This is a genomic window from Cesiribacter andamanensis AMV16 (assembly GCF_000348925.1).
Taxonomy (GTDB): domain Bacteria; phylum Bacteroidota; class Bacteroidia; order Cytophagales; family Cyclobacteriaceae; genus Cesiribacter; species Cesiribacter andamanensis.
Genome location: NZ_AODQ01000041.1, coordinates 1 through 25,610, shown reverse-complemented (window position 1 = coordinate 25,610; position 25,610 = coordinate 1). Strand labels below are relative to the sequence as shown.

The following is a 25,610-nucleotide window of genomic DNA, read 5'->3' as shown; positions in this document are numbered from 1 at the left end:
AACTCCATTTTGAGAAATCAAGTTGCATTATCTGCCCAAAATATTTTTTGTTCCGGGAAGGAAGGCGAATCATTTAGGCCAATTCTTACATAATAGCTGTGGCCATTTTAGCAGATGATGGGGCTTGATTGCTCAAAAATATGTGCTTTATATCTTAATAGTGAAATTTTTTCAATAAAAATTTAAGTTATTTCTTGCAAAAGATTCGTAAAGGCCATTTCTTTACTTATATGTAAGATTTTTTGGTAAATTACCTCAGACCCTGGGCATGCGCTGTCTGTACAGCCAAGGGGCACACATGCTCCTAAACGGTCTGTCTACAAAAAGGTACTCTATCAGGATCGCACACCCTATCTCAAACCACTGCTCGTATGGAAGATCTGCTTAAGCTCATTGAGATCACCAAAAAAAGGGGACAACGCAGCATTCAGCTGGTAAACCTTAACTTTAGAAAAAGCGAAGTTTCTAAAGACAACCAACTTTTTGACGGTATCGTAAACGGACTTTTTCAAAATGATGATGATGCCGCCAAGGCCATGTTCCGTTCGCATCCCGGCAACCGCAACTACCGCAATGCAAAGGCCAAGCTAAAGCTTAAGCTGCTCAACCATTTGTATTTTCTGGATTACGATAAAAATACCTACACCCTCTATAACAAATGTGAGTACGAGTGCCGTCACCTGCTGCACCAGTGCAAGATCCTGATCAATGAGGGGGCCCATGACATTGCCTCCCAGCTGCTGCCGCAGCTCATCAAGCAGGCCAAGCAGTTTGAGTGCCTGGATGTGCTTACCGATGCCCTGGTGATGCTGCGCAACGACTATGCCCGCCAGGGTAAGGTAACCCCCTATCAGGAAGCCTGCGAGGAGCTGGAGTATTACCGGGCCTTTCGGCGCTCGGTGGAGGAAGCCGAAGCGGCCTATCAGAGCATTCTGGTGTTTGTGAACAAATCAGTAAGCGCCCAAAACCGGGTGATGAACCAGATTCCCGAAACGGTGGCCCATCTGCAGCGGGAAGCCCAAACCTATAAGAGCCGGCAGATAGACCGCTACGTATTTCAGCTGCAGACCCTCTACAATGAGCTGAGCTGGAACTTCCAGGAAAACATCAAGCTCTGCGATACCATTGAGGAAAAGTACCTGAAAAAGGACAATAGCCTCATTGAGATAGACCTGAACAAAAATGATGTGGTGCTTACCAAGCTAAAGGCCTACTACTGCCTGCGTGATGCCGAAGGGGGTGGCGCCTATGCCCAGAAGACCAACAAGCACTTTAAGGTAGGCACTGCCCAGTGGTTCCGCTTTATGGAGCTTTACTTCCTACTGATGATGAAGGGCCAGCAGTACAAAAAGGCCGGCGAGCTGTACCGCAAGGTGCGCACCAACAAAAATTACAGCCTGCTGAACGACATCGACAAAATGCGCTGGAAGATCTACCGCGCCTTCCTGGTATTTGTGAATGATTCCAAGCTGCTGCGCTGGGGCTTTAACCTGGAGAAGTTTGTGGACACCATGCCCGACTATCCCAAAGAGCTCTCTTCCTACAATATTGCCCGCCTCATTATCCAGTACATGTACCTGCTGCGGGAGGGCCGCATCGAGGAAGTACGCAAGCGCATGGAAGCCCTGCAGCAGTACAATTCCACCCACCTGGACAAGCGCCACAACTACCGCAACAGCATCTTTATCCGCCTGCTGAGCATTGTGGTAGAGAAGGAGTTCAACTACGAGCAGATTGAAGAAAAAGGGCGTACCTACTTCAACAAGCTGCGCAAGATCAACATCCCTTCCGATCCGGGTGTGGATGTGGAAGTGATCTCCTACGATGTGCTCTACAGCTTTATCCTGGATTACCTCAAGACCAACAAGTTGTACGTACACTACCGCTTCTACAATCTGAATGCGGTCTAAGCAAAGTGACCTTTCCTGTAAAAGCCTTCTGCAGCCATGCAGAAGGCTTTTTTTGTGCAACAGGCCAGTGTACGAATAATCCTCTCCGGAGGAACCGCCGCGCTTCTGATAAAAGGGGGGGAAGTGCATTCCAAAGGGGTATTCCAGCCGGAGGTTTCTTTTGCACCCAATCGTTTAAATTCTGCCCTTATACAAGTATCTTAGCTAAAACGTTGCCCAGCAGCCTATGCCAGATACTGCCCAATTATTCTTATTTCTGCTTTCTGCTGCCTGCCTGTCCCTTATGGGGGTCAGCCTCTACCTGTTCAAAAAGGCAAAAGAACAGGAGCTGAAGGCGCTTGATGCCCGGCAGGGCCAGCAGCTGGCCCAAGACCGCTACCAGCGCCTGCAGCAGCAGCAGGACCGCCTGCAGCAGGAGCGGGAGCAGCTGCAGTTTGCCGAGGCCGATCTGCGCAGCAGTCTGGTAGAAGCCCAAACCACCAACCGCCACCTGCAGGAAAAGCTGCTCACCCAAAAAGAGGAACTGCGCCAGCTACAGGAGCAGCTGCGCCAGCAGTTTGAAAACCTGGCGCAAAAGGTGCTGAACCAGCAGCGAGAGCAGCTGGCCGAAAGCAATAGCGAGCGCATGCGCCTGATCCTGGACCCCCTTAAGGAGCGCATTGCCTCCTTTGAAAAGCGGGTAGAGAATAACCAGGAGCAGCAGAGCGTGCAAAGCCAGTTGATGAAAAGCGAGCTGGAGCGCCTGGCCAAACTAAACCTGCAGATGAGCGAAGAAGCCCGCAACCTCACCCAGGCCCTTAAGGGTGATAATAAAACGCAGGGCAACTGGGGCGAGTTGGTGCTGGAGCGCATTCTGGAAAGCAGCGGACTGCAGCGCGGCAGCGAATACCTACTGCAGGGAGAAGAGCTGGGCCTGCGCAGTGAGGAGGGGCAGCAGCAGCGGCCCGATGTGATTGTAAAACTGCCCGAAGGCCGCCACCTCATCATTGATGCCAAGGTATCGCTGGTGGCCTACGAGCGTTTTTGCAGCTGCCTGGAGGAGGCCGAGCGCAGCCAGTACCTGCGCCAGCATGTGCTCAGCATCCGCAGCCATGTAAAAGGCCTGTCGGACAAGCACTACCACCGCCTGCACAAGCTCAATGCGCCCGATTTTGTGCTGCTCTTTCTGCCCATCGAAGCCTGCTTCAGCCTGGCCCTGAGTGCCGATGGCGATGATCTCTTTGGCTATGCCTGGGAGCGCAAGGTGGTAATTGTAAGCCCCACCACCCTACTGGCCACCCTGCGCACCACCGCCTCCATCTGGAAGTACGAAAAACAAAACCAAAATGCCCTGCAGATTGCCGAAGAGAGCGGCAAGCTCTACGATAAATTCTTTGGCTTTGTGCAGGAGCTTGAAAAAGTAGGGGGGATGCTGGACAGGAGCCGGGAGGCCTACGAGGAGGCCATGAAAAAGCTCAGCACCGGCAAGGGCAACCTGCTGGGCCGGGCCGAAAAGCTCAAGGCCATGGGCATCAATGCCAAAAAAAGCATGGGTGAGCTGGGCATTGGCAGTAACAACGAAGCAGTAGAGGGATAGCCGGCAGAAAGTAACCCCATGGTAGACGTACAGACAAGTATCATCATCAGGCGGCCCCTTCAGCAGGTGGCTGCCTATGCAGCCAATCCCGATCATGCCCCCGATTGGTATATGAACATTAAATCGGCGGAGTGGAAGACCGCCAAACCCCTGGCTGTAGGATCGCAGGTGGCGTTTGTAGCCCATTTTCTGGGCCGCCGCATGGCTTACACCTATGAAATTACCGAGCTGATACCGGGCCACACCCTGGTGATGCAAACTGCCGAAGGCCCTTTTCCCATGGAAACTACCTATACCTGGACAGCCCTGGATGCCTCCACAACCCACATGAGCTTGCGCAACAGGGGGTATCCAAGGGGGTTCTCAAAGCTGCTTGCCCCCTTTATGGCCGGCATGATGCGCAGGGCTACCACCAAAGATCTGGAAAAGCTTAAAGAGCTCCTGGAGTCCAGGCCGGGGCAATAACCGCAGTGCGGGCAGGCAAGGCCTGAAGAAAGAAAATTGGGGCAGGAAATGAAAGCATACAAGGACGCACTCAAACTGGGTGCTGGAAGCCAGCTGTGCAAGTACTGCTCCCCGAGCAGACGTTCAGTAGGGGGTCTTTGCCGAGAAGTGCGTTAGGAATCACCCAGGGCTCAGCCAAAAAATACAAATAGCAGGATAATCAGCACAACCATCACCGCATACATGAGGGCATCTACCAGCATGTACTGCTTATAACGGGTGTAGAAGGATTTTACTTTGTGGAGCATGGGGCCTAAAGGTACGGCAATTGGCAGGAAAACTGCAAAATACTTGTCAAGGGAGCAGAAAGATTAATCCTGTCCGGGGCTGCTTTTCCCCCTGTTTGGCTTGGCTTAGCTGTAGCCAGGCGCTAACTTGCGCCCTATTGGTACTATCTTGGGAATGAGCGTAAATACCCTGCTGGCGCGTTTTTTGGTCTGGCGCATCCGGCACATTAATAACAAAAACTTTGTCCTGCTGCTCAGCGGGCTTATTGGCATGCTCTCCGGCCTGGCAGCCGTTACGCTCAAGAGTGCCGTGCATTTTATCCAGCAGCAGCTTACCGGTTTTTTTCACTTTGGCTTTCCCAACCTGCTCTACATCACCTATCCCCTGATTGGCATTTTGCTAACGGTGCTGCTGGCCCGCTATGTGCTCAAAGAAAAGCTGGGCCATGGGGTAACCGATATTCTCTATACCATCTCCAAAAAGAGCAGCCTGATCCGGCGTACCAAAATGTACTCCCGCATGTTTACCTCGGCCCTTACGGTAGGCTTTGGCGGCTCGGTGGGGCTGGAGGGACCCATTGTGGTAACGGGCTCGGCCATTGGCTCCAATGTGGGGCAGCTCATGCACCTCAACTACAAAAAGCGCACCTCGCTCATTGGCTGCGGGGCGGCCGGGGCCATTGCCGCCATCTTTAACTCGCCCATAGCCGGGGTGATCTTTGCCGTAGAGGTAATCCTGTCGGATGTAACCATTGCTTCCTTTATCCCCCTGCTGATTGCCTCGGTAAGCGGGCAGCTGGTGGCGCTGGTGCTGCTGGGCGAGGAGGTGCTATTTAGCTTCCGGCTGGAAGATCCCTTTCAGGCGGCCGATACCCCCTACTTTTTGCTGCTGGGAGCTGTGTGCGGCCTGGCGGCTTTTTATTTTAACCGCATCATGTGGGCCGTAGAGGGCTGGGTAGGCCGCATACAGGAAGCGCTGCCCCGGGCGCTGATGGGGGGCATTGGGCTGGGGCTTATCATTTTTATCTTTCCGCCCATTTACGGCGAGGGCTACGATAGCATTATTGCCATGCTCTCGGGCCAGGATGAGGTGCTGCTGAGCCGTAGCTTTTTCTTTGGCGAGCTGGACAGTGTGTATGTGGTGCTGCTCTTTATGCTGGGGGTGCTGCTGATCAAGCCCGTAGCCTCGGCCCTTACCATTGGGGCAGGGGGTAGTGGCGGGGTGTTTGCGCCCTCGCTCTTTATGGGAGCCGTTACCGGCTTTGTGTTTGCCCGCTTCATTAATTTTGTGCAGGTGGCCGGGCAGGTTAGTGTGGCCAACTTTGCCCTGGTGGGCATGTGCGGGCTCATGAGCGGCATCTTGCACGCCCCCCTTACGGCCATCTTCCTCATTGCCGAAATTACGGGCGGCTATACCCTTTTTGTGCCGCTTATGCTGGTGTCGGCCATTTCCTACAGCGTGTCATCCTACTTTCAGCGCTACTCCTTTTACACCAAAAACCTGGTGGAGCGCGGCGATTTTATCCCCTATGATAAGGACAAGCAGGTGCTGCGCCTCATTAGCCTGGAGAAGATTGTGGAAACGGACTTTCTGGAGATCTCCCCCAGGGCCAGTGTGCAGGACCTGGTAGGGCTGGTACAGCTCAGCAAGCGCAACCTGTTTCCGGTAGTAGATGAGAAGGGGGTGCTCAAGGGCATCATTACGCTGGATGATATCCGGGAGATCATGTTTGACAGTGATAAGCGCCAGACGGTTATTATCGAGACCATCATGCGCCAGCCACCGGCCTATGTGCAGCTGGATGATGAAATGGAATCGGTGATGAACAAGTTTGAGAAAACCGGCGCCTGGAACCTGCCCGTGCTCTACGGCGGCCGCTATGCCGGCTTTGTCTCCAAGAGCCGCATCTTTAACGCCTACCGCACCCGCCTGATTCGCCAGCAGCGGGAGTAGCAGACGTGTGTAGACCCAATGGGTCATAAAAAGCAAGAAAGGCGACAATCTTTAGTTAATTTTTTTATCTTAAGGCATCCTTTGTTATTTTTTTATGCCCGATTCGATCGCAAAGCCTGCGGCACCTTTCAGTTATACCTATTCTGCAAATCTGCCCGAGCTGTTGCTGCGCTTAAAATGTTCGCTGGTAATCAGCACCTACCAAAGTGGTAAGGTCATAATTTTTTCGGCAAAGGATGCCAATAGCCTGGTACAGCTACCCCGAACCTTCGATAAGCCGATGGGTATGGCCCTTTCCGGCCACCGGCTAGCCATAGCTAACCGGCAGGAGGTGATTGTAACAGCCAACGCTTCTGGGCTTGCTCCTCATTACCCTGATAAGCCCCATACCTACGATGCGCTCTACATTCCCAGGGCCACGTACTATACGGGCGAGGTAGACATACACGACCTGAAATGGGTTGGTGATAAGCTTCTTGCTGTAAATACAGCCTTTAGTTGTCTGTCAGTTATTGATGAGGACTACAGCTTCAGGCCTGTTTGGAAGCCCCCTTTTATAAGTGCGCTAAAGCCCGAAGACCGCTGCCACCTCAATGGCCTGGCACTTGCCAACGGCAAACCTGCCTACGTAACAGCGCTGGGCAGCGGCGACAGCCCCCAAAGCTGGCGAACTGATATGCTGAAGGGGGGTATTTTAATGGGGGTGGATAGCAGTGAACTAATTCTGGATCGTCTGCCGGTGCCCCATTCGCCCCGTGTAGTTAACGGACGTTTGTTACTCCTACTTTCCGCCACCGGAGAACTGGTAGAGGTAGACAAGGCGAAAGGAAGCTATGAAGTGATTACCAGGTTCCGGGGCTTTGTGCGGGGCATGGAGCAGTTTGGCGATTACCTGTTTATAGGTCTTTCCAGGTTACGCCCGGGCAGTACCCTGTTTACAGAAGCACCCATTGCCAAATCGGCCAATCACTGTGGTATAGCAATTGTACATCTGCCTACCGGAAAACAGGTAGCGGAGCTGGTGTACACGGCTACGGTAGAGGAGCTCTATGATGTAGGCGTGCTGCCAGGCCAATTGCGGCCCAATATCTTGAATACAAACAAAAATTACCATACGTTAGCAGTTGTTACACCTCAGGAGGTATTTTGGCGGCAGCCGGAAACCCCTGCAAACCCATCCTAATTTTTTTATGGCCTCGCTTTCTCCTTCTCTTTTTCAGCACATTCGAAACAAGCAGCACAAGCTGGCCTGTCGCCTGCTTAAAGCCTTCCAGAACGGTAGCTTCTCTGAACTTTCCAGCCAGAGCCAGTGGCGCAGGGTTAAGCGTCTTCGCCGGCTGGAAAAGCGCCTGGGCATGGGGTCTGCCACCGAACTAAAGCATTGGGCCATTGCCGCGGCCCTTGGCCTTATAAGCTTTACTGCGCCAGCCCAAACCAAAGAAGGCCGGCGGCAGCCCCTGCAGGGGAAGGAGCCCTACAGGCTGGAGCAGGCCCGACAACTCCTGAACAAACGCTCAACCAAACAGCCGGCACTTCAGCAAAGCAGTAGCCGCCTTACAGAAGGCGAACTGGGCTTTGTAAAAGGACAGAATGTAGGTGACCCGGCTATCGATCGCCTTGTATTTGCCGATCTGGACGGCGATGGCGACACCGATTTTGTGCAGGTTGGCTACTATTCATTCCATCAGGTTTTTTTAAATGATGGCCAGGGAAATTTTGCCAAAGGGCAGGTGTTGAGCCAGGAAGAATTTGGCTTTACATATTCTATTCTTGCTGCCGACCTGGATGGTGACGGCGATGTTGATCTGCTCGGCACCAGCTATGACAACGGAACTTTTGTGTTCAAAAATGATGGCAACGGTACCTTTAGCCCCCATGCCTTTGGCACATCTGTAATGGGAACATCCGGAGGGATTGCCGACCTGGACGGGGATGGTGACTTGGATGTGGTGATGGCTGCAGATGATGAGAGCGGTAACTCAAGTGTATCGGCGTTTCTGAACAATGGCAATGCCTCTTTCTCTGCCCCTAGAGTACTAATGGATGCTGACATCAGTGAACTTTTACTAACGGATGTAAATGGCGATGATGCTCCGGATCTACTCCTTTTGAGCTGGGGATATGAAGAGAGTGTTCAGGTGCTGCTAAACGATGGGGCTGCCAATTTTACCAGCGGCAGCTCACTTAATGTAAGCACTACAAATTCGTACTATCCCACCATTGGAGCAGCAGATGTGGACCTGGATGGAGATCAGGACCTAATTCTCTTCACCTCTGATGGGCTTCACCTATTTACCAACAATGGCCAGGGAACATTTAGTGATGGGGGTAGTATTGCGACTGGTTATGGGTCTGACGAAAATTTTGAAGTAGGCGATTTTACAGGAGATGGTTATCCGGACCTGATCATTGGAGGGCTGAATACTGAAAATTCTATGGAAACAGATGGAGGGGTCATTCTGGCCATAAATGATGGTTCCGGTAATTTTCAACCTCAGGCCCTGGAGGGTACAGTGCCCGGCTTAATCGATAAAGTACAGCTGGCTGATTTGAATACCGATGGTACCCTGGATGTAGTTGTAACGGCTTACGATGGAGCTACAGCGTATCGGAATAATGGGACCGGTACCTTTACGAACTCGGGCACACTTCCTATATATCCCTCTGCTTCTCTAAATGCTGTATTTGCCGATCTGGATGGGGATGGCGATATAGATGCGATCACTGATGGCGCTACAGCTGTATGGCTCAACCAGGAAGGGGAGTTTGGGCCGGGAGATAGATTGTATCAGGAATCGGGCTTTAGCAGAAGTCTGGATGTTGCCGACATCAATGGCGATGGCTCCCCTGACCTGGTTACCTCTACCTACGTGAGGGATCTGGGGCATGTGTTTCTGAATGATGGGACTGGTAATTTTACCCATCATATAACCCTGGAGCGACCCGATGGCTTTCAGGATGCTTTCTATGTACGTTTTGGTGATATGGATAGCGATGGTGATCAGGATATTATCACGGTCTCTAGCCGGTATACTTTTATTTCGGACACGGAGCCTTCGCTGCTCCAAACCTGGCTTAATAATGGCAGTGGCACATTTACAGAAGGCCCTGCTGTTACATTCAATGGTACAATAGAAAATCTACAGATAGTAGATGTTAATTCTGATGGGAAACAGGATGTAGTTGCTATCGGCAATAGCCAGCTTTTTGTCTTTATAAATCAGGAGAATGGTACGCTTTCAGCACCCAATAAGACAAGCTCACCCCTTCCCGCTTCTGAACTGTTCTCCATAGCCCAGGGCGATGTGGATGGTGACGGTAAGCCGGACCTTGTTATTACAGACGTAGAAAATGATGCTGTTCTCCTGTTTAGAAATGATGGTGCTGGCAGCTTTTCGCCCACTAATCTCCAGCTTGATACCTACTATATGTTTAATGTATCGCTGGGGGATGTGGATGGCGATGGCGACTTGGACCTGGCGGTGGTTAGTATACTGGATGGTACCAGCATCTGGCTCAACAACGGAAGCGGCACCTTTGACGAACCGTACCGGCTAGACAATCTGTTCCTGGGTATATTTGCTGCCCTCATCGATACCGATGGCGATCAAGATCTGGATCTCTGGTGGAGCGGCTATCACCAGCCCGTACAGATCTGGAACAACACCCTGAATTCACCCGCTACGGAACCCCCTACCGGCCTGGAGGATGTAGTGATGGCAGGCATTAGCCTCTATCCTAACCCAACCCGCAAGTCGGTACAGGTAAAATGGGCCGCCCACCAGCTGGGTAGCAGCTGGTGGGTAGAAGTAATCAGTACCAGCGGTCGCTGTTTGCTTCAGCAGACAGTACAGGCACAGGAAGTGAGCCCACCACTTGATATAAGCAGCCTTGCTCCTGGCCTATATCTGCTTCGCCTGAGCAACGGTAGCAGCTCCTATATGCACCGGATTATTAAACAGTAGCCTGCCCACTCAACTAACAGCTATCTCATACCTGGACAGACTCCACAAGTATGACATGATGCCTCGTATAGGCATGAGCAGGGGAGCAGCAGCTTTTATTAAATCAGCAAATTCTTCTGGCAGTTCGGTATACTTTCCAGATGGGAAGTCCGGTGATTTGGAGATTTCTAACCAAATTTTAACCCCTCATTCGGACTTTTTGTCTCCGGCCTGCGTTATCTTTCCGGAACAGTCCGTTTAACATGAAAAAAATTCTACTCATAGCCGCTTTTGCCTTTTTTGCTTTTGCCCCTGCCGCCATGGCCCAGGAGGTAAAGGTGATCAAAATGGCCGAGCTGGAGCAACTGCTGAAGGAGCCACAGGAAGGAGTAGTGGTCATTAACTTCTGGGCCACCTGGTGCCGCCCCTGCATTGAGGAGCTACCCTACTTTGATAAGGCCCAGCAGGACTATGCCGCCCGGGGCCTGAAAATGTACCTGGTAAGCCTGGACGATGTGGAAATTCTGGAAAGCAGGGTTAAACCTTTTGTGAAAAAGAGGGGTCTTAGCAGTACTGTGCTGCTGCTGGACGAAACCGACCAGAATGCCTTTATCAACAAAGTAGATCCTCAGTGGTCGGGTGCCATTCCGGCAACTCTTATCCTGGCCGGTAAAGAACGCCGGCTGATAGAAGGAAAGATGGAACCCCAGGAACTGACCGCACTTTTAAATAAATATACTGCAGCCCCATAACCAAACCCCTACCATGAAACACCTGCTTACCCTATTGATGGGCGCCCTGATGCTGATTGGCACAGCGGCCAGCCCCCCTGCCGGCTACGAGGTTGGCGATTATGTGAGCGACTTTACGCTGCGCAATGTCGATGGCAAAGATGTTAGCCTGAGCAGCTATGCCAAGGCCAAAGGCGCTATTGTGATCTTTACCTGCAACACCTGCCCCTATTCCAAGCTGTACGAAGACCGCATCATTGCCCTTCACAAACAGTTTGAGGCCAAAGGCTACCCGGTCATTGCCATTAACCCCAATGACCCCGGCCAGCAGGCCGGCGATAGCTTTGAAGAAATGCAGAAGCGGGCCAAAGACAAAGGCTTTACCTTCCCCTACCTGCAGGATGCCAGCGGATCGGTAGCACGGGCCTTTGGCGCCAGCCGCACGCCACATGTCTTCATCCTCAACAAGGAAGCCAAAGGCTATAAGGTAGAATACATCGGCGCCATTGACAACAACCATAAAGATGCCGCTGCTGCCGACCAGAAGTACGTAGAAGAAGCCATTAGCCAGCTGATGAGCGGCAAAAAACCCAAAGCTACCACCACCAAAGCCATTGGCTGTACCATTAAGTGGAAAGAAGCCTGATGGATATTGGACGATGGACTATAGACAATGGACTATAGATTATAGACAATGGACAATGGACAATGGACAATGGACAATGGACTTTGAAATTGTCTGATGCGGCTTACATAAACCCCCGGCCCCGTTTTTAGAAAGACGGGGCTTTTTTTTACCTTTTGGAATGAAAACAACTGAAAACGCTAGTGTAAAGGATGCAGCTGTTTATTTTTTTACCCTGCTTGTGGTGCTGGTGCTGCTGAATCTGCTGATGGGGGGTATTCACAGGCCTGTGCTTCAGTATTTCAGGGGGGAGGCGGTTGATTTTGGGACCTACTGGCAGGAGGCCCGGCTTAGCACCCGCCTGTTGCTTGCCTTTATCATTGCCCTGCTGTTTGCCCTCAACAGGTACCGTAAAGCCAAAAAGGGGCTGGCTAAAGACCAGAACACTGGTACAAAACCCGCCGACTAGCGGCTATACGAATGTCCCTCACAATCCGTAGGGGCGCCTAGCCGGGGGCGCCTAGCCGGGGGCGCCCAGCCGGGGGGAAAGTAGCCATTGCGGGCTATTACGGTACGCCGCCCGGTCCAACGTCCATTGTCCTATGTCCTATGTCCATTGGCCCTCTACCCCTTCAACAACTCCAGAATATCCTCCACATGCTCCCGGCTGTTGCTCAGGCGGGGCACCTTGTTTTGCCCGCCCAGCTTGCCGCGCTTTTGCATCCAGCGGTAAAAAGTGCCTTTGGGCGCCAGGTGAATGATGGGGGCCTGCAGGGCCATATCCTTAAAGCGCTTGGCGTCGTAGTCGGAGTTGATCTGGCGCAGGGTATCGTCCAGCACCCTGTTGAACTGCTCCTGGTCTTGCGGGGGGTGCACAAACTCAATGATCCACTCATGGCTGGCCTTGCTCTTTTCGCCAAAGTAGCGTGGGGCGGCCGTAAAGTTGTCGATCTCGGCGCCGGTCTGGCGGCAGGCTTCGGCTATGGCCTGCTCGGCATTTTCAATGACCACCTCTTCGCCAAAAGCATTGATAAAGTGCTTGGTGCGCCCGCTGATGATGATGCGGTAGGGGTTCAGGGAGGTGAATTTGACCGTATCGCCTATGTTGTAGCGCCACAGGCCGGCATTGGTGCTGATGATAAGGGCATAGCTCTTGCCCAGCTCCACCTGCTCCAGCGTTAACACCCGGGGATTGTCGGACTCCAGCTCCCCGGTTTCGATGAATTCGTAGTAGACCCCATAATCCAGCATCAGCAGCATTTCCTTACTTTTTTTCTGGTCCTGAATACCAAAGAAGCCCTCGGAGGCATTGTAGACCTCCTGGTAGCGCATGCTGGAGGAGGGGATCAGTTTTTTGAACAGCTGCTCGTAGGGGGTAAAGGATACGGCGCCGTGGGTGAAGAGCTCCAGGTTGGGCCACACCTCGTGCATGTGCTGCTTGCCGGTGATCTCCAGAATGCGCTCCAGCAGCAGCAGCGTCCAGGTAGGCACCCCTGAGAGGGAGGTGATATTCTCCTCCATAGTTTCGCGGGCCATGCGCTCCAGCTTTTTGTCCCACTCGCTCATCAGGGCCACTTCCAGGCTGGGCGAGCGCATCATCTGAGCCCAAAAAGGCAGGTTCTGCATCAGTATGGCCGATACATCGCCAAACTTGGTAGCGCCGTTGCTGTCCTGATCATTGGCCTGGTGGCTGCCGCCGATGGCCAGGTTTTTACCGGTAAATACCTTGGTATCGGGGTAGTTATTGACATAGATGGCGATCATGTCCTTACCCCCTTTGTAGTGGCATTCTTCCAGCGCCTCTTCCGATACGGGAATGAATTTGCTGCGGCTGCTGGTGGTGCCGCTGCTTTTGGCAAACCACTCGATCCTGCTGGGCCAGAGAATGTTCTGCTCGCCGCGCATCATGCGGTCGATGTAGGGCTTTAGTTCCTCGTAGGTGCTGATGGGTACCCGGGCCTGGAAATCGCGGGTGGTCTTAAGATCGGCATAGCCCCATTGGCGGCCCCATTCGGTGCTGCGGCCGCGTTCCAGCAGGTTTCTGAGCACTTCCTGCTGCACCTCATGGGGGTGGTGCATAAAGTGCTCTACCTCCTGGATGCGCTTTTTCATGAACCAGGTGACAATGCTATTGAATAACTCCAGCATAGGGTGGCAGCGGAAAAAATCAGATTTTACGGCGAAGCTCAAAATGCTGCCCCAGGTACACCTTGCGCACCTGCGGATCGGAGGCCAGCTCTTCGGCAGTGCCGGCCTTTAAGAGACGGCCCTCAAACATCAGGTAGGCCCGGTCGGTGATGGACAGCGTTTCGTTTACGTTATGATCGGTAATCAGGATGCCGATGTTTTTGTTCTTAAGCTGGGCTACAATGGTTTGAATTTCTTCTACCGCAATGGGGTCTACACCGGCAAAAGGCTCATCCAGCAGCACAAACTTGGGGTCTACGGCCAGGGCGCGGGCAATTTCGGTGCGGCGGCGCTCACCCCCGCTCAGCACCATGCCCAGGTTTTTGCGCACATGCGTAAGGCTGAACTCTTCCAGCAGGCTTTCCATTTTGGCGCGCTGCTGGGCTTTGGTAAGGGTGGTCATTTCCAGCACAGCCAGTATGTTTTCCTCTACGCTCAGCTTGCGGAATACCGAGGCCTCCTGTGCCAGGTAGCCGATTCCCTTTTTGGCGCGGCGGTACATGGGCAGGCTGGTGATCTCTTCATCTTCCAGAAAAATGCGGCCTTCGTTGGGCTTGATCAGGCCCACAATCATGTAAAAGGAGGTGGTTTTGCCGGCGCCATTGGGGCCTAGCAAGCCCACAATTTCGCCCTGCTCTACCTGTACCGACACATGGTTTACCACGGTGCGGCTCTTGTATTTCTTAACCAGATTTTCGGCGCGTAGTATCATACAGGAAAACTAAAGCGGCAGCGGCCTTTTATTCTTCTTCAAACTTAATATCCCGCAAATATAACTCCAGGGTACCATCGCCCCAGTAGGTGTTTTCTTCCAGGGTATAAGCAATGTCAAAGCGCATGCCGCTGCCAATAAAATCAAAATAATCGGCCATATCAAACCCTACCGCATCAAAGGTAAGCTCGGAGCCCTCCTGTACCAGCTGCACTTTGATGTGCTTGTTCTTCATCACACGGGGACGGCCGGTGGCGCGCACCTGCCGGGTCATGAACACGGGCTGCATGTTTTCAGGACCAAAGGGAGCCAGCTGCTTGAGCACTTCATAAAACTGGGGGGTAATGCTGCAAAAGTCCAGTTCCTGATCAATCTCCAGCTGCGGCACCAGCTGCTCGGGCCTGATGCGGCTGGCCACTACCTGCTCAAAGCGGCGCCGGAACTCAGGTACATTTTCCAGCTCCATGGTAAGGCCGGCGGCATACATATGACCGCCGTACTGCAGCAGCAGATCGCTGCACTCGGTAATGGCCTCGTAAATATCAAAGCCCAGCACCGAGCGGGCCGAGCCGGTGGCCTTGTTGTTGGATTCGGTGAGGATGATGGTGGGGCGGTAGTAGCGGTCTACACAGCGGGAGGCCACAATACCTATGACCCCCTTGTGCCAGTCTTTTTTAAAGAGCACGGTGGTTTTGGCATCTTTAAAGTCGGGGTCCTGCTCTACCATTTTATGCGCCTCTTCGGTAATGGAGCTATCGAAATTGCGGCGCAGGGAGTTTTTATCGTCAATGACCTCGGCCATGCGGGCGGCCTCGCCCGAGTCTTCGGAAAGCAGCAGGTTTACGGCCATTTTGGCATGGGCAATGCGGCCCGAGGCGTTGATGCGCGGCCCAATGCCAAAGACAATGTTGGTAATGTCCAGCTCTTTGCGAAAGCTCGATTGCTCAATGAGAGCAAACAGGCCGGGCAGCGGTTTTTTGTTCAGCTTCTTGAGTCCCCAGTAGGCCAGTATGCGATTCTCGCTCTTGATGGGTACTATATCGGCCGCAATGCTTACCGCCACCAGATCCAGGTACTGGTAGAGGGTTTTTAGGGGGATGTGATTTTTGAGGCAAAAGGCCTGCAGCAGCTTAAAGCCAATGCCGCAGCCGCTGAGCTCTTTAAAGGGGTAGGGGCAGTCGGCCCGTTTGGGGTCCAGCACGGCCAGGGCAGGGGGGAGTGCGTCGCCGGGCAGGTGGTGATCGCAAATAATAAAATCCACGCCGGCTGCTTTGGCGCGGGCCACCGTTTTCAGCGCTTTAATGCCGCAGTCCAGACTAATGATCAGCCCGAATCCTTCTTCGATGGCATGGGTAATGCCCGCATCGGAAATGCCGTATCCCTCTTTGTAGCGATCGGGAATGTAAAAGTCCAGATTGGAATAATGTTCCCGCAGAAAGCCATAGACCAGCGCTACGGCTGTGGTGCCGTCCACATCATAATCGCCGTAAATCAGGATTTTTTCGCCCCGGTCAATGGCCTTTTCCAGCCGGGCTACGGCCAGGTCCATGTCCTTCATCAGCCAGGGGTCGGGCAGATCTTCCAGCGAGGGGCGGAAAAATTTCAGGGCCTCCTCATAGGTAGTAATACCCCGCTGCACCAACAGATTGGCGATCTCGGGGCTCAGCTTCATCTCCTCCGACAAGCGGGCAGCCGTCTGCGCATCAGCTCGTTCCTTTATTACCCACCGTTTTGTCATAGCCATGTAAAATAACGAACAAAGCGGCGGATTAAAAAGGGGAAGGGGGGATTATCGGGTGTGGGGTATGAGGTATGGGGTTTGAGGTATGAGGTGTCAACCACCCCGCTCTCTTGGCACCGCAGGGCGGGGTGGTTGGTTGCCCCATGCCCCCTAATGCACATAACTCCCCGCATTAATGTCAATGGTGCAGCCGGTGGCGTGGTCGGCCAGGCCGCTGGCCAGGAATACGATGGTGGGGGCGATGTCGGCCGGTTCGGTCAGTTGGCTGAGGGCAATGTCGTTAAGGGCATAGGCCTCGCCGTACTGGTCCATAAAATCCTGGGCCATGTCGGTGCGGGTAAAGCCGGGGGCTACCGTAAAGGCCTTGATGCCCTGCTTGCCAAAGGCCCGGGCAATGCTGCGGCTAAGGGCCACCAGCCCCCCCTTGCTGGCAGCATAGGCCATATAGTCGGCTGTATCGCCCCGGAAGGCTGCCCGGCTGCTGATGGTGATGATGCGCCCACCGCCTCGTTGCTGAAAATGGGCAATGGCCTTTTTGCAGAGCAGGGCGCTGGCATTCAGGTTTACCATCATGGTGTGGCCCCAGTCGTGCAGCCACTCGGTATCGTCTTTATGGATATCGCTGCTAATGGCTACCCCCGCATTATTTACCAGCACCTCTACCGAGCCAAAACTTTCTTCTACCGCTTTCCAAAGCTCCAGGGGTCCCTGTCCGGTGCCCAGATCCGCGCCAAAGGCCTGGCTGCCGCCGCCTATCTGGCGGGCCAGGGCTTCGGCTTCCTCTCTGTTTGAATTGTAGTGCACGGCTACCCGGGCGCCGCTTTTGGCCAGCGCTTGGGCAATGGCCCGGCCTATGCCCCGGCTGGCGCCGGTTACCAGGATGTTCGTATTGGTGAGATCTATCTGCATGATGTTTTTATAATATGCTTACAAGTTAATGTGAATTATAGGTGTACTCTCCTGAAAAGTTTCTATAAGTAACGAATCCCCTTGGCGAAGCCGGCACGCGTAGTGGGGTAGGGGGATTGAATAGATTTACGGCTTCGAATTATAAGCGCCTCTTTTCATGGTTGATGATCATAATGAAATGTAGGCGGAACTATTCTCTGTTGATGACCAATTCCCCAACCCCACTACGCGTGCCGCCTTCGCCAAGGGGGGATTTTCGTACCATTTATCAACATCAATAGAGGAATCAAATCCCTAATCCATTTAAGCTGTGGCATAGGCAGGGTTACCATGTGCCTGGCCTTGAGCCCTTTGCTACATTTTCCCTTCTACCTCCCGCTCCCAGAGCTCCAGCAGGTGACGGCTCAGGGGGCCGGGGGTGCCGGCGCCTATGGTGTGATGGTCTATTTGCACAATGGGCATTACCCGCTTGGTGGTGGCGGTAATGAAGGCTTCATCGGCCTGCCAGAGCTCCTCCAGCTTCAGGGGCCGTTCTTCTACGGGAATACCGGCTGCCCGGGCCAGCCGCAGCACCTGCCCCCGTGTGACCCCCGCCAGCACCTGCTGCAAAGGGGGGGTAATAAGGGTACCCCCTTTGGCGATAAACAGGTTGCTGCGGCTGCACTCGCTTAGCTGCCCCTGCCAGTGGTAGAGCACCTCAGTAGCGCCGGCGGCCAGCACCCGGGGCTGGTTGCGGATGGCGTTGATGTAGTTGGTATGCTTTACGGCGGGCCACTCCCGCAGGTACTCGTCGGTTACCAGCCTGGCGCCCTGCGTATAGCTGCTTTGAGGGGCCGGGGTATAGGGTTCTATGCGGATGATCAGGTTGGGCTCTGCGGGTGTGAACAGATCGGGCGAGTAGCCCCCGCTCAGCAGCAGACGCACCCCGCTTTCGGCAAAGCCGTTTTTGCGGATCAGCTCCCGGATAAGCTCCGCAAGGGTAGCATCTGGCAGGTGCAGGGTAAGGCGCATGGCCTCGGCCGAATGCCGGAAGCGTTGCAGGTATCGCTCCATTAATAGGGGCTTGCCCCCCTGGGTGCGCAAGAAGTCAAAAACGGCATAGCCCCGGAACAGCCCCAGGTCCTGCAGCTGCAGCAGGGGGGCATGGGCATCAACAATACGGTCGTTGAAGTAATAATAGCGGGCAGGGGGTATATTCACAGGTAAGGGGCCGGGGGAGTGCATCGGCTACCCTAACTTGGGCAGCTTTTTGCTAAAAAGCAATGCCAGACAGGGCCAATGGGGCAGCCCGTTGCTTAGTCGATGGGTTTGCGCTGCATTTCCTGCTGGCGCATGGGCATGGCATCCAGGGTCAGGAAGAGGCGCTCGCTGCTGAGCACCTCCCGGCTGCGCAGCTTTTCGGTGCCGTCTTTGCCAATGAGCAGGGTAACCGATTCTTTGGCCGGAATGATAAAATGGTTTCGGAGGCTCTGGGCCTGCTCTTCGCCCAGCGCAATGCCGTTGGGCAGCAGCACCTGGTCCGGAAAGATGTGCAGCACCAGCAGGTGGCGCTCCTTCATGCCGGTTTCCTGTCCCTTTAGTTCGGCCAGCTGCTGGCGGTAGAGGTCGGCCTCCTCCTGCGGTGAAAAGATCAGCAGCAGTCGGTTATTCCACTGGTAGGATTTTAATAGGGGGGGGTGTGTCGGTCGACATGGTAGTACCGGAGATCAGGGATAAAAAAATACGGAAAAGCCCAGAAAAAGCGCGTGGCGCATAAAGATGGTGAGTTAGAACCAGAAAAGAAAATACAGGAACAGGGCTACCCAGAGTCCGTCCATAAAATGCCAGTAGGTGGTGAGCATTTCCAGCTTCAGCTTCTGGTAAGGGTTGGTAACGGCTATCAGGGTCTTTACCGGGTCTGAGGAGATGCCGCTGATGCGGATAAACTGGTGCGTCATGAAAAACATGGCCCCCACCAGGTGCAGAATGTGCAGGCCCGAGATAATGTAAAGGTAGGCACCGCTGCTGATGCCGCTTAGCCCATGGCCGGCCTGCTCCAGCTGGTGCCAGCCCCAATACTGGCTGATGGTAAATACAAAGCCCAGCATAACCGTAATGCCCAGCATGTTGCGCAGCTTGCGCATGTTTTCCTGCTCAAAGGCCCGCTGAAAGCGCGATACGTAGTAGGAACTGAGCATGAGCACCAGCGTGCTAAAGATAAAGGCTTTGGGAACCGTTAGCTGCGCCTGCCCCCCCTCCTGCATAATGGGGTGGTTGTAGGTGGCGGTAAAGGCAATGAGCATGAACAGGAAAATAAGCGAGCTGCCAAAAATGGCCAGGTACAGCAGCATCTTGTGCGGGTGGAGGCGTTCTATTTTCTCCAGGGTGGCCTGGGCGCCTGAGTCGGTTATCTTACGGTTGTGCGAAGGCTGCATACAAAAGCAATTAAAAGTATAGAGGCACCTGTGCTGCGCATTTAAAAAAAGAGGAAACGCGCCCCTTGCCAAGCCGGTGGTCTGCTGTGCTGTGCCTGTACTAGGTTGTACTGTGCACAATAGCCTTTGGTTGCGCCCGCCTGTTACATTTTCTTGTCTAATTATCAAGGGAATAGGGAGGATGCTGCGCCTGCTAAACTTTTTCAAACTAAATTTGCGGCCTGTGAATTATAGAAGAGGTAAAAAGCAGATCCTTTGCTAGTTAACGACTTTAAGATTTTATATAAAAACGACAGCCTGGTACAGACCCTGGCTAGCCACCTGAGCACCCCCGGTACCAGCTGTCTGCAGATAAAAGGCCTGCGGGGCAGCCTGGATGCCGTGCTGGCAGCCGTATTCTGGGAGCAGCACCAGCGCACCTGTCTGTTTGTGATGCACGATCGGGATGAGGCCCAGTATTTTCTCAACGACCTTCAGTTTCTCACCGGCCGCCAGGAGCTGCTGCTCTTTCCCAGCAGCTGGAAGCGCCCCTACAGTTTCGACGAGACCGAAAATGCCAATGTGCTGCTGCGGGCCGAAGTGCTCAACCGCCTCAACCAGAAGGTGGAGCGCGGCGAGCTGGTGGTCACCTATCCCGAAGCGCTTACCGAAAAGGTGATCAACCGCCGCTCTCTGCGGGAAAACACCTTTAGCGTGCGCAAGGGCGAGCGGCTGGATGTGCCCTTTATGACCGAGCTGTTGCAGACCTACGATTTTGAACCTACCGATTTTGTGTACGAGGCCGGCCAGTATGCCGTACGGGGGGGCATTGTGGATGTGTACAGCTACGCCAATGAGCTGCCCTACCGCATTGAGCTGTTTGGCGACGAGGTAGAAAGCATCCGTACCTTTGATCCGGTAAGCCAGCTCAGCACCGAGCACATCGAAAGCATCAGCATTATTCCCAACGTACAGACCAAGCTGATCCAGGAAGAGCGCCAGAGCCTGCTGGAGTTTGTGCCCGAGGATACCATTATCTTCTTTAAAGATTACCAGCAAACAGGCGATGTGCTGCAGGATTATTTTGATAAGGCCCGCCACAGCTTTACCGATGTGATCCGCTCTACCGGCAATACCAAGGTGATTCTGGAGCCCGAACACCTCTTTGAGACCCGGGAAACCTTTGAGGCGCGCCTGCCCCGCTTCACCCGCGTGGAGTTCGGCAACCGCTTTTACCTGCAGGCCGACCATAGCTACAGCTGGGAAGCCGAGCCGCAGCCCTCCTTCAACAAAGATTTTGCCCTCATGGCCCAGCAGCTGGAAAAGAACAGCGAGGAGGGCCTTACCAACATTCTGGTAGCCGAGCAGCAAAAGCAGCTGGAGCGGCTTACCACCATTTTTGAGGAGACCAACCCCTACCTCACCTTCCAGACGCTCAACATTGCCTTTCGGCAGGGCTTTACCGACCGCATCCTGCGCCTGGTCTGCTATACCGATCACCAGCTTTTTGACCGCTTCCACCAGTACAGGGGCCGCAACAAGTTCAGCAAAAGCAAGGCCCTTACCCTTAAAGAGCTGCGCACCCTGCAGCCCGGCGATTTTGTGACCCACGTCGACTATGGCATCGGCAAATTTGCCGGCCTGGAAAAGGTAGAGAATGGCGGAAAGGAACAGGAAGCCGTGCGCCTCATTTATCGGGATGATGACCTGCTCTACGTCAGCATCCACTCCCTGCACAAGATCAGCAAGTACACCGGCAAGGAGGGAACCCCTCCGCAGATCAGCAAGCTGGGCTCGCAGGACTGGGAGAACAAGAAAAAGCGGGTGAAGAAAAAGGTGCAGGACATTGCCAAAGACCTGATCAACCTCTACGCCAAGCGCAAGGGGGCCCCCGGCTTTGCCTATAGCCCCGATGGGTTTCTGCAGGCCGAGCTGGAAAGCTCTTTTATTTATGAGGATACCCCCGACCAGGCCAGGGCCACCAGCGATGTAAAGGACGATATGGAGCAGCCCCACCCCATGGACCGCCTGGTGTGCGGCGATGTGGGCTTTGGCAAGACCGAAGTGGCCATCCGCGCCGCCTTTAAGGCCGTAACCGATGGCAAGCAGGCCGCTGTGCTGGTGCCCACCACCATTCTGGCCATGCAGCACTACCGCACCTTTAGCGAGCGGCTGGCCAATTTTCCTGTCAAGGTAGAGTACATCAACCGCTTCAAGTCAGCCAAAGACATGAAGCAAACGCTGCAGAATGTAAAGGAAGGCAAGACCGATATCCTCATCGGCACCCACCGCATTGTAAACAAAGATGTGGTGTTTAAAGACCTGGGCCTGATGGTGATTGACGAGGAGCAGAAGTTTGGCGTAAAAACCAAGGAACGCCTCAAGGAGATGCGGGTGAATGTAGATGCGCTAACCCTTACGGCTACCCCCATACCCCGTACGCTGCATTTCAGCCTCATGGGCGCCCGGGACCTGAGCGTAATTGCCACCCCGCCGCCCAACCGCCAGCCCGTAACCACCGAGCTGCATACCTTTAATGATGAGATCATCCGCGATGCCGTAAGCCAGGAGCTGAAGCGGGGTGGTCAGGTGTTTTTTGTGCACAACCGCATCTCCGATATTGATGCCATAGGCAGCCTCATCAAGCGCATGGTGCCCGATGCCCGCATTGCCGTGGCCCATGGGCAGATGGACGGCGCCAAGCTGGAGAAGATCATGGTAGGCTTTATCGAGGGGGAGTTTGATGTGCTCATCAGTACCAACATCATCGAAAGCGGCCTTGACATCCCCAATGCCAACACCATCATCATCAACAGGGCGCATATGTTTGGCCTCTCGGACCTGCACCAGATGCGGGGCCGGGTGGGCCGCTCCAACAAAAAAGCCTACTGCTACCTGCTAACCCCCCCGGTAGCCCAGCTAAGCTCCGATGCCCGCAAGCGCCTGAGCACCCTGGAAGAGTTCAGCGACCTGGGCGATGGCTTTAAGGTAGCCATGCGGGATCTGGACATCCGCGGTGCGGGCAACCTGCTGGGCGCCGAGCAAAGCGGCTTTATCTCTGATCTGGGCTTTGATATGTACCATAAGATTCTGGACGAGGCCATACAGGAGCTGAAAGAGACCGAATTCCGCGATCTGTTTGCCAAAGAGCTCAGCGAGGCCATTCAGGGACCTGTGGTGCAGGACTGCAGCATTGAAACCGACCTGGAGCTGCTCATCCCGGATGCCTATGTGAGCAACATCAGCGAACGCCTGAACCTTTACAGCCAGCTGGATAACATTAAAAATGAGCTGGAGCTGCAAAAATTTGCCGAAAGCGTGCGCGACCGCTTTGGCCCCCTGCCCGAGAGCGTACAGGACCTTATTGAGACCGTGCGCCTGCGCTGGGCAGCCGAGCAGCTGGGCTTTGAGAAACTAAACCTGAAGTCGGGCGTACTCAAAGGCTATTTTGTACCCCAGGAGCGCGCCGACTACTATACCTCGGAAACTTTTGGTAAAATTTTGAAGTATGTACAGATGCATCCGCGCCGCTGCCGCCTGCGGGAGCACAAAAAGCGGCTAATTCTGCACATAGACGAGGTACGCACGGTAGAAGAAGCCCTGCACCTGCTTCAGGATATGGGCAGATAAGAGGGGCTTTGGCAGATGGCCGTGCAGCAGCCAGAAAAAAACTTACATTTATGGAGCAGAAGCGCTATTTTTTAGATATTTTAGAAATACGTTTCTGTATGGATTTGCGTTGGCTAAGGGAGTAGCCTGAATACCAGTGTAACAGCTGGTACCAGCGGCCTGCAAATAGAGTAAATCGAGCGTAATCTTACATAGTGAGTTATTTCTGCGTTTCTGCATGAATAAATTAAGAAGATTCGTTCAATTTTGTCCTGTGCCAGTAGATGTGTTGCTGGCCCCTAGATAATTGCGTTAAACAGCGTGTAGAATAAAAAAGTGTGTTATGACCAACATTGTAAGCAAACTAAAAGGCTTATCGGCTTTGGCGTGCGGGTTGGCTTTGCTTGCTTCCTGCGGAGGCGGTAAAAGACCCGATGCGGTGAATCCCGGCCAGTCCAGTACCGCTACCGGATTGGAATACAACGAAGACGGCGGCTTTGCCGTTAACGACTTCCGCGGTCAGCCAGCCGGTCCCAACCTGGTATTCATCCAAGGTGGTCGTACCACCCTTGGCTCCTACGAAGAAGACATCCTCAACACCAGAGATAACCTTGAGCGTACCGTTACGGTAGCGTCCTTCTACATGGACGAGACCGAGGTAGCCAACATTCACTGGCTGGAGTACCTGTTCTATGTGAAGCTCGACTCAAGCCGTGAGTTCTACGAGTCGGCTCTGCCTGATACCACTGTATGGGCCCGCGAGCTTGCCTTCAACGACCCCTATGTAGAGCATTACCTGCGCTACCCCGGCTTCCGCTACCACCCGGTAGTAGGCGTTACCTGGGTACAGGCCAATGATTACTGCAAGTGGAGAACCCGCGTGGTAAACCAGAAACTGGCCGAAGATAATGGCCTGGACGATGTGCCTGAAACCTCAGGCGGCCGTATTCCGCTGGAGACCGGCGTAGTACTGCCCGACTATCGCCTGCCAACAGAAGCCGAGTGGGAGTATGCCGCTCAGGCCCTGATCGGTACCCAGTGGCTGGATGAGAACCAGACCCACAAGCGCCTGTATCCCTGGGACGGACATGCCCTGCGGAACCCCTACGGCAAGCAGATGGGCTATTTCCTGGCCAACTTCAAAAGAGGCCGTGGTGACTATGCCGGTATTGCCGGTAAGCTGAACGACGGCGCCATGATCACTGCCTACATCTACGAGTTTCCGCCCAACGACTTTGGTCTGTACAACATGGCCGGTAACGTAAACGAGTGGGTACAGGACGTGTACCGTCCGCTTTCCTTCCGCGAGTTTGATGACCTGAACCCCGTGCGCCGCGATGGCTGGCTGGACGAGGAGAGCAACTACGATCAGGAGAACTCCATGGTGAATGACCGCGCCCGTGTATACAAAGGCGGTTCCTGGAAAGACATTGCCTACTGGCTGTCGCCTGGCACCCGCCGCTACCTGGAAGAGGATTCTGCCACGGCTACCATTGGTTTCCGCTGCGCCATGATCTCTGCCGGTACCAACTACTAAGCTCCATCAGGATAAATAATAGAGAAGCTCCTGCCCCTGCGGCAGGAGCTTTTTTTGTGCCTGCACTTTTCTGCCATTTAACGGGCATAATGGGTTTCGCTGGTTCGAGCATGCTGCTCGGACCTCAGTATACTGGATAATGCTGCCCATCTATGAATCCAAACAGCATGCATAAACCAGCCTAAGGCAGTGCCTCCCTAGCCTGGATAAGCGCCCGGAAGGAGCCCTACTGGGCCGTAGCCAGTGCCAGGCAGTCCAGCTCGGCGCAGCCGGCCTCCAGCAGGGCCATGCCACAGGCCGCGGTGGTAGCACCGGTGGTGATAATGTCATCGACCAGCGCCAGCCGGCAGCCCTGTACCGTTTCGGGCGCCACTACCCGAAAGATCTCCTCTACATTTTGCCAGCGCTGCAACCGGCTTTTGCGGGTTTGGGTGCTGCTGGGCAGGTGCCGCTCTACCACCCCCTGCCATACGGGCAGGCCCAGCACCCTGCCCAGGCCCAGGGCAATGTGGTGGCTCTGGTTATAGCCCCGCTGCCGCAGCCGCTTTTCATGCAGGGGCACCGGCACCAGGGCATCCAGGCGCTGCTGGTAGGCTACTTCGGCCAGCAGGCCGCCATGCCAGCTGCCCAGTTCTTCGGCCAGCTCGGGCAGGTTGCGGTATTTGATGCTATGCAGCAGCTGCTGGGCCCGGCCGCTTTTGGTAAAGAGCAGGTAGGCCATGCCCGCCCGCAGGGGTACAAAGGCTGCCAGCTTATCATACAGCGCATTGGCGGAAGGGAAGAGGTGGTGGTCCGTCTGCGGCAGGCGGGAGCGGCAGTAGGTGCAGAGGTTTTGCTCGCCCTCCAGCAAAATGCGCTCCCGGCAGCCCAGGCAGGTGCGCGGAAAAACCAGGTTCCAGAAATCTGCTAAGATGCTCGCCATCCTTTCTATAACCCGCTAGTGCTCAGATTGTATAGATTTATTAGCAGCCTTGCGCATTTTCTAGTTGTAAAAGACTGTACCTTTGCGTTTACCTGTTGATTTTGCGCGGATGCCCTCCCTTAGATCACT

The 25,610-nt window shown here is 54.1% G+C and carries 18 protein-coding genes and 1 pseudogene; 11 read left to right on the top strand and 8 right to left on the bottom strand.

The features are described 5' to 3' along the window. The first annotated feature begins 371 nt into the window (after nt 1-371). From ADICEAN_RS09405 to ADICEAN_RS09365, 9 genes are all read left to right on the top strand, one after another. On the top strand, nt 372-1,910 hold the full coding sequence (locus ADICEAN_RS09405; protein ID WP_009195350.1) for a hypothetical protein: 1,539 nt from the start codon (nt 372-374) through the stop codon (nt 1,908-1,910). A gap of 226 nt (nt 1,911-2,136) precedes the next feature. Next, the gene (locus tag ADICEAN_RS09400; protein WP_236612892.1) at nt 2,137-3,486 is read left to right on the top strand and encodes a DNA recombination protein RmuC; all 1,350 of its coding nucleotides are present in this window, start codon (nt 2,137-2,139) and stop codon (nt 3,484-3,486) included. An 18-nt stretch (nt 3,487-3,504) separates the two neighbouring features. Continuing rightward, nucleotides 3,505-3,951 (top strand): SRPBCC family protein, encoded by a 447-nt coding sequence (locus ADICEAN_RS09395; protein ID WP_009195347.1) that lies wholly within the window; start codon nt 3,505-3,507, stop codon nt 3,949-3,951. A 441-nt stretch (nt 3,952-4,392) separates the two neighbouring features. Then, complete coding sequence (locus ADICEAN_RS09390; RefSeq protein ID WP_009195345.1) at nt 4,393-6,171, top strand: chloride channel protein; 1,779 nt, start codon at nt 4,393-4,395, stop codon at nt 6,169-6,171. Between the two features lie 94 nt (nt 6,172-6,265). Then, on the top strand, nt 6,266-7,354 hold the full coding sequence (locus ADICEAN_RS09385; protein ID WP_009195344.1) for a TIGR03032 family protein: 1,089 nt from the start codon (nt 6,266-6,268) through the stop codon (nt 7,352-7,354). Nucleotides 7,355-7,361: 7 nt separating this feature from the next. Further along, nucleotides 7,362-10,136 (top strand): T9SS type A sorting domain-containing protein, encoded by a 2,775-nt coding sequence (locus tag ADICEAN_RS09380; RefSeq protein ID WP_009195343.1) that lies wholly within the window; start codon nt 7,362-7,364, stop codon nt 10,134-10,136. A 242-nt stretch (nt 10,137-10,378) separates the two neighbouring features. Next, a complete protein-coding gene (locus tag ADICEAN_RS09375) occupies nt 10,379-10,867 on the top strand; it encodes a TlpA disulfide reductase family protein (protein ID WP_009195342.1) in 489 nt (162 codons plus the stop codon). A 13-nt stretch (nt 10,868-10,880) separates the two neighbouring features. Beyond that, nucleotides 10,881-11,492 carry a thioredoxin family protein gene (locus tag ADICEAN_RS09370; protein ID WP_009195341.1) on the top strand — a complete coding sequence of 204 codons (612 nt, stop codon included), beginning with the start codon at nt 10,881-10,883 and terminating at the stop codon, nt 11,490-11,492. Between the two features lie 160 nt (nt 11,493-11,652). After that, on the top strand, nt 11,653-11,940 hold the full coding sequence (locus ADICEAN_RS09365) for a hypothetical protein (RefSeq protein ID WP_009195340.1): 288 nt from the start codon (nt 11,653-11,655) through the stop codon (nt 11,938-11,940). Between the two features lie 155 nt (nt 11,941-12,095). Here the strand turns inward: ADICEAN_RS09365 and ADICEAN_RS09360 are convergent, their stop codons facing one another. From ADICEAN_RS09360 to ADICEAN_RS09330, 7 genes and pseudogenes are all read right to left on the bottom strand, one after another. After that, nucleotides 12,096-13,619 (bottom strand): GH3 auxin-responsive promoter family protein, encoded by a 1,524-nt coding sequence (locus tag ADICEAN_RS09360; RefSeq protein WP_009195339.1) that lies wholly within the window; start codon nt 13,617-13,619, stop codon nt 12,096-12,098. A 19-nt stretch (nt 13,620-13,638) separates the two neighbouring features. Next, on the bottom strand, nt 13,639-14,370 hold the full coding sequence (gene lptB, locus ADICEAN_RS09355) for an LPS export ABC transporter ATP-binding protein (protein WP_009195338.1): 732 nt from the start codon (nt 14,368-14,370) through the stop codon (nt 13,639-13,641). Between the two features lie 28 nt (nt 14,371-14,398). Beyond that, nucleotides 14,399-16,108, bottom strand: coding sequence for a single-stranded-DNA-specific exonuclease RecJ (gene recJ / locus ADICEAN_RS09350; protein WP_009195337.1), 1,710 nt, complete (start codon nt 16,106-16,108; stop codon nt 14,399-14,401). Nucleotides 16,109-16,261: 153 nt separating this feature from the next. Next, nucleotides 16,262-17,020, bottom strand: a complete 759-nt coding sequence (locus ADICEAN_RS09345; protein WP_009195336.1) for an SDR family NAD(P)-dependent oxidoreductase — start codon at nt 17,018-17,020, stop codon at nt 16,262-16,264. A gap of 354 nt (nt 17,021-17,374) precedes the next feature. Further along, the gene (locus tag ADICEAN_RS09340) at nt 17,375-18,220 is read right to left on the bottom strand and encodes an aminotransferase class IV (RefSeq protein ID WP_236612891.1); all 846 of its coding nucleotides are present in this window, start codon (nt 18,218-18,220) and stop codon (nt 17,375-17,377) included. A gap of 95 nt (nt 18,221-18,315) precedes the next feature. Beyond that, a pseudogene (locus tag ADICEAN_RS09335) lies at nt 18,316-18,675 on the bottom strand (DUF4174 domain-containing protein); the annotation flags it as partial. Between the two features lie 111 nt (nt 18,676-18,786). Beyond that, nucleotides 18,787-19,434, bottom strand: coding sequence for a cytochrome c oxidase subunit 3 (locus ADICEAN_RS09330; RefSeq protein ID WP_009195333.1), 648 nt, complete (start codon nt 19,432-19,434; stop codon nt 18,787-18,789). Between the two features lie 255 nt (nt 19,435-19,689). On the opposite strand from ADICEAN_RS09330, the gene mfd reads away from it, so the two are divergent. Both mfd and gldJ read left to right on the top strand, forming a co-directional pair. Further along, the gene (mfd, locus tag ADICEAN_RS09325) at nt 19,690-23,043 is read left to right on the top strand and encodes a transcription-repair coupling factor (protein ID WP_009195332.1); all 3,354 of its coding nucleotides are present in this window, start codon (nt 19,690-19,692) and stop codon (nt 23,041-23,043) included. Between the two features lie 322 nt (nt 23,044-23,365). After that, nucleotides 23,366-24,559 carry a gliding motility lipoprotein GldJ gene (gene gldJ, locus ADICEAN_RS09320; protein WP_009195331.1) on the top strand — a complete coding sequence of 398 codons (1,194 nt, stop codon included), beginning with the start codon at nt 23,366-23,368 and terminating at the stop codon, nt 24,557-24,559. Between the two features lie 226 nt (nt 24,560-24,785). On the opposite strand, the gene ADICEAN_RS09315 is transcribed toward gldJ, so the two are convergent. Then, nucleotides 24,786-25,481 carry a ComF family protein gene (locus ADICEAN_RS09315; protein ID WP_009195330.1) on the bottom strand — a complete coding sequence of 232 codons (696 nt, stop codon included), beginning with the start codon at nt 25,479-25,481 and terminating at the stop codon, nt 24,786-24,788. Nucleotides 25,482-25,610 lie beyond the last annotated feature (129 nt).

Bases quoted from the DNA above. Each gene is read 5' to 3' on its own strand.
- gldJ (WP_009195331.1), top strand. From the start codon at position 23,366: ATGACCAACATTGTAAGCAAACTAAAAGGCTTATCGGCTTTGGCGTGC.
- ADICEAN_RS09385 (WP_009195344.1), top strand. From the start codon at position 6,266: ATGCCCGATTCGATCGCAAAGCCTGCGGCACCTTTCAGTTATACCTAT.
- ADICEAN_RS09390 (WP_009195345.1), top strand. From the start codon at position 4,393: ATGAGCGTAAATACCCTGCTGGCGCGTTTTTTGGTCTGGCGCATCCGG.
- ADICEAN_RS09315 (WP_009195330.1), bottom strand. From the start codon at position 25,481: ATGGCGAGCATCTTAGCAGATTTCTGGAACCTGGTTTTTCCGCGCACC.
- ADICEAN_RS09400 (WP_236612892.1), top strand. From the start codon at position 2,137: ATGCCAGATACTGCCCAATTATTCTTATTTCTGCTTTCTGCTGCCTGC.
- ADICEAN_RS09370 (WP_009195341.1), top strand. From the start codon at position 10,881: ATGAAACACCTGCTTACCCTATTGATGGGCGCCCTGATGCTGATTGGC.
- ADICEAN_RS09380 (WP_009195343.1), top strand. From the start codon at position 7,362: ATGGCCTCGCTTTCTCCTTCTCTTTTTCAGCACATTCGAAACAAGCAG.
- recJ (WP_009195337.1), bottom strand. From the start codon at position 16,108: ATGACAAAACGGTGGGTAATAAAGGAACGAGCTGATGCGCAGACGGCT.
- ADICEAN_RS09395 (WP_009195347.1), top strand. From the start codon at position 3,505: ATGGTAGACGTACAGACAAGTATCATCATCAGGCGGCCCCTTCAGCAG.
- ADICEAN_RS09405 (WP_009195350.1), top strand. From the start codon at position 372: ATGGAAGATCTGCTTAAGCTCATTGAGATCACCAAAAAAAGGGGACAA.
- ADICEAN_RS09375 (WP_009195342.1), top strand. From the start codon at position 10,379: ATGAAAAAAATTCTACTCATAGCCGCTTTTGCCTTTTTTGCTTTTGCC.
- ADICEAN_RS09330 (WP_009195333.1), bottom strand. From the start codon at position 19,434: ATGCAGCCTTCGCACAACCGTAAGATAACCGACTCAGGCGCCCAGGCC.
- ADICEAN_RS09365 (WP_009195340.1), top strand. From the start codon at position 11,653: ATGAAAACAACTGAAAACGCTAGTGTAAAGGATGCAGCTGTTTATTTT.
- lptB (WP_009195338.1), bottom strand. From the start codon at position 14,370: ATGATACTACGCGCCGAAAATCTGGTTAAGAAATACAAGAGCCGCACC.
- ADICEAN_RS09360 (WP_009195339.1), bottom strand. From the start codon at position 13,619: ATGCTGGAGTTATTCAATAGCATTGTCACCTGGTTCATGAAAAAGCGC.
- ADICEAN_RS09345 (WP_009195336.1), bottom strand. From the start codon at position 17,020: ATGCAGATAGATCTCACCAATACGAACATCCTGGTAACCGGCGCCAGC.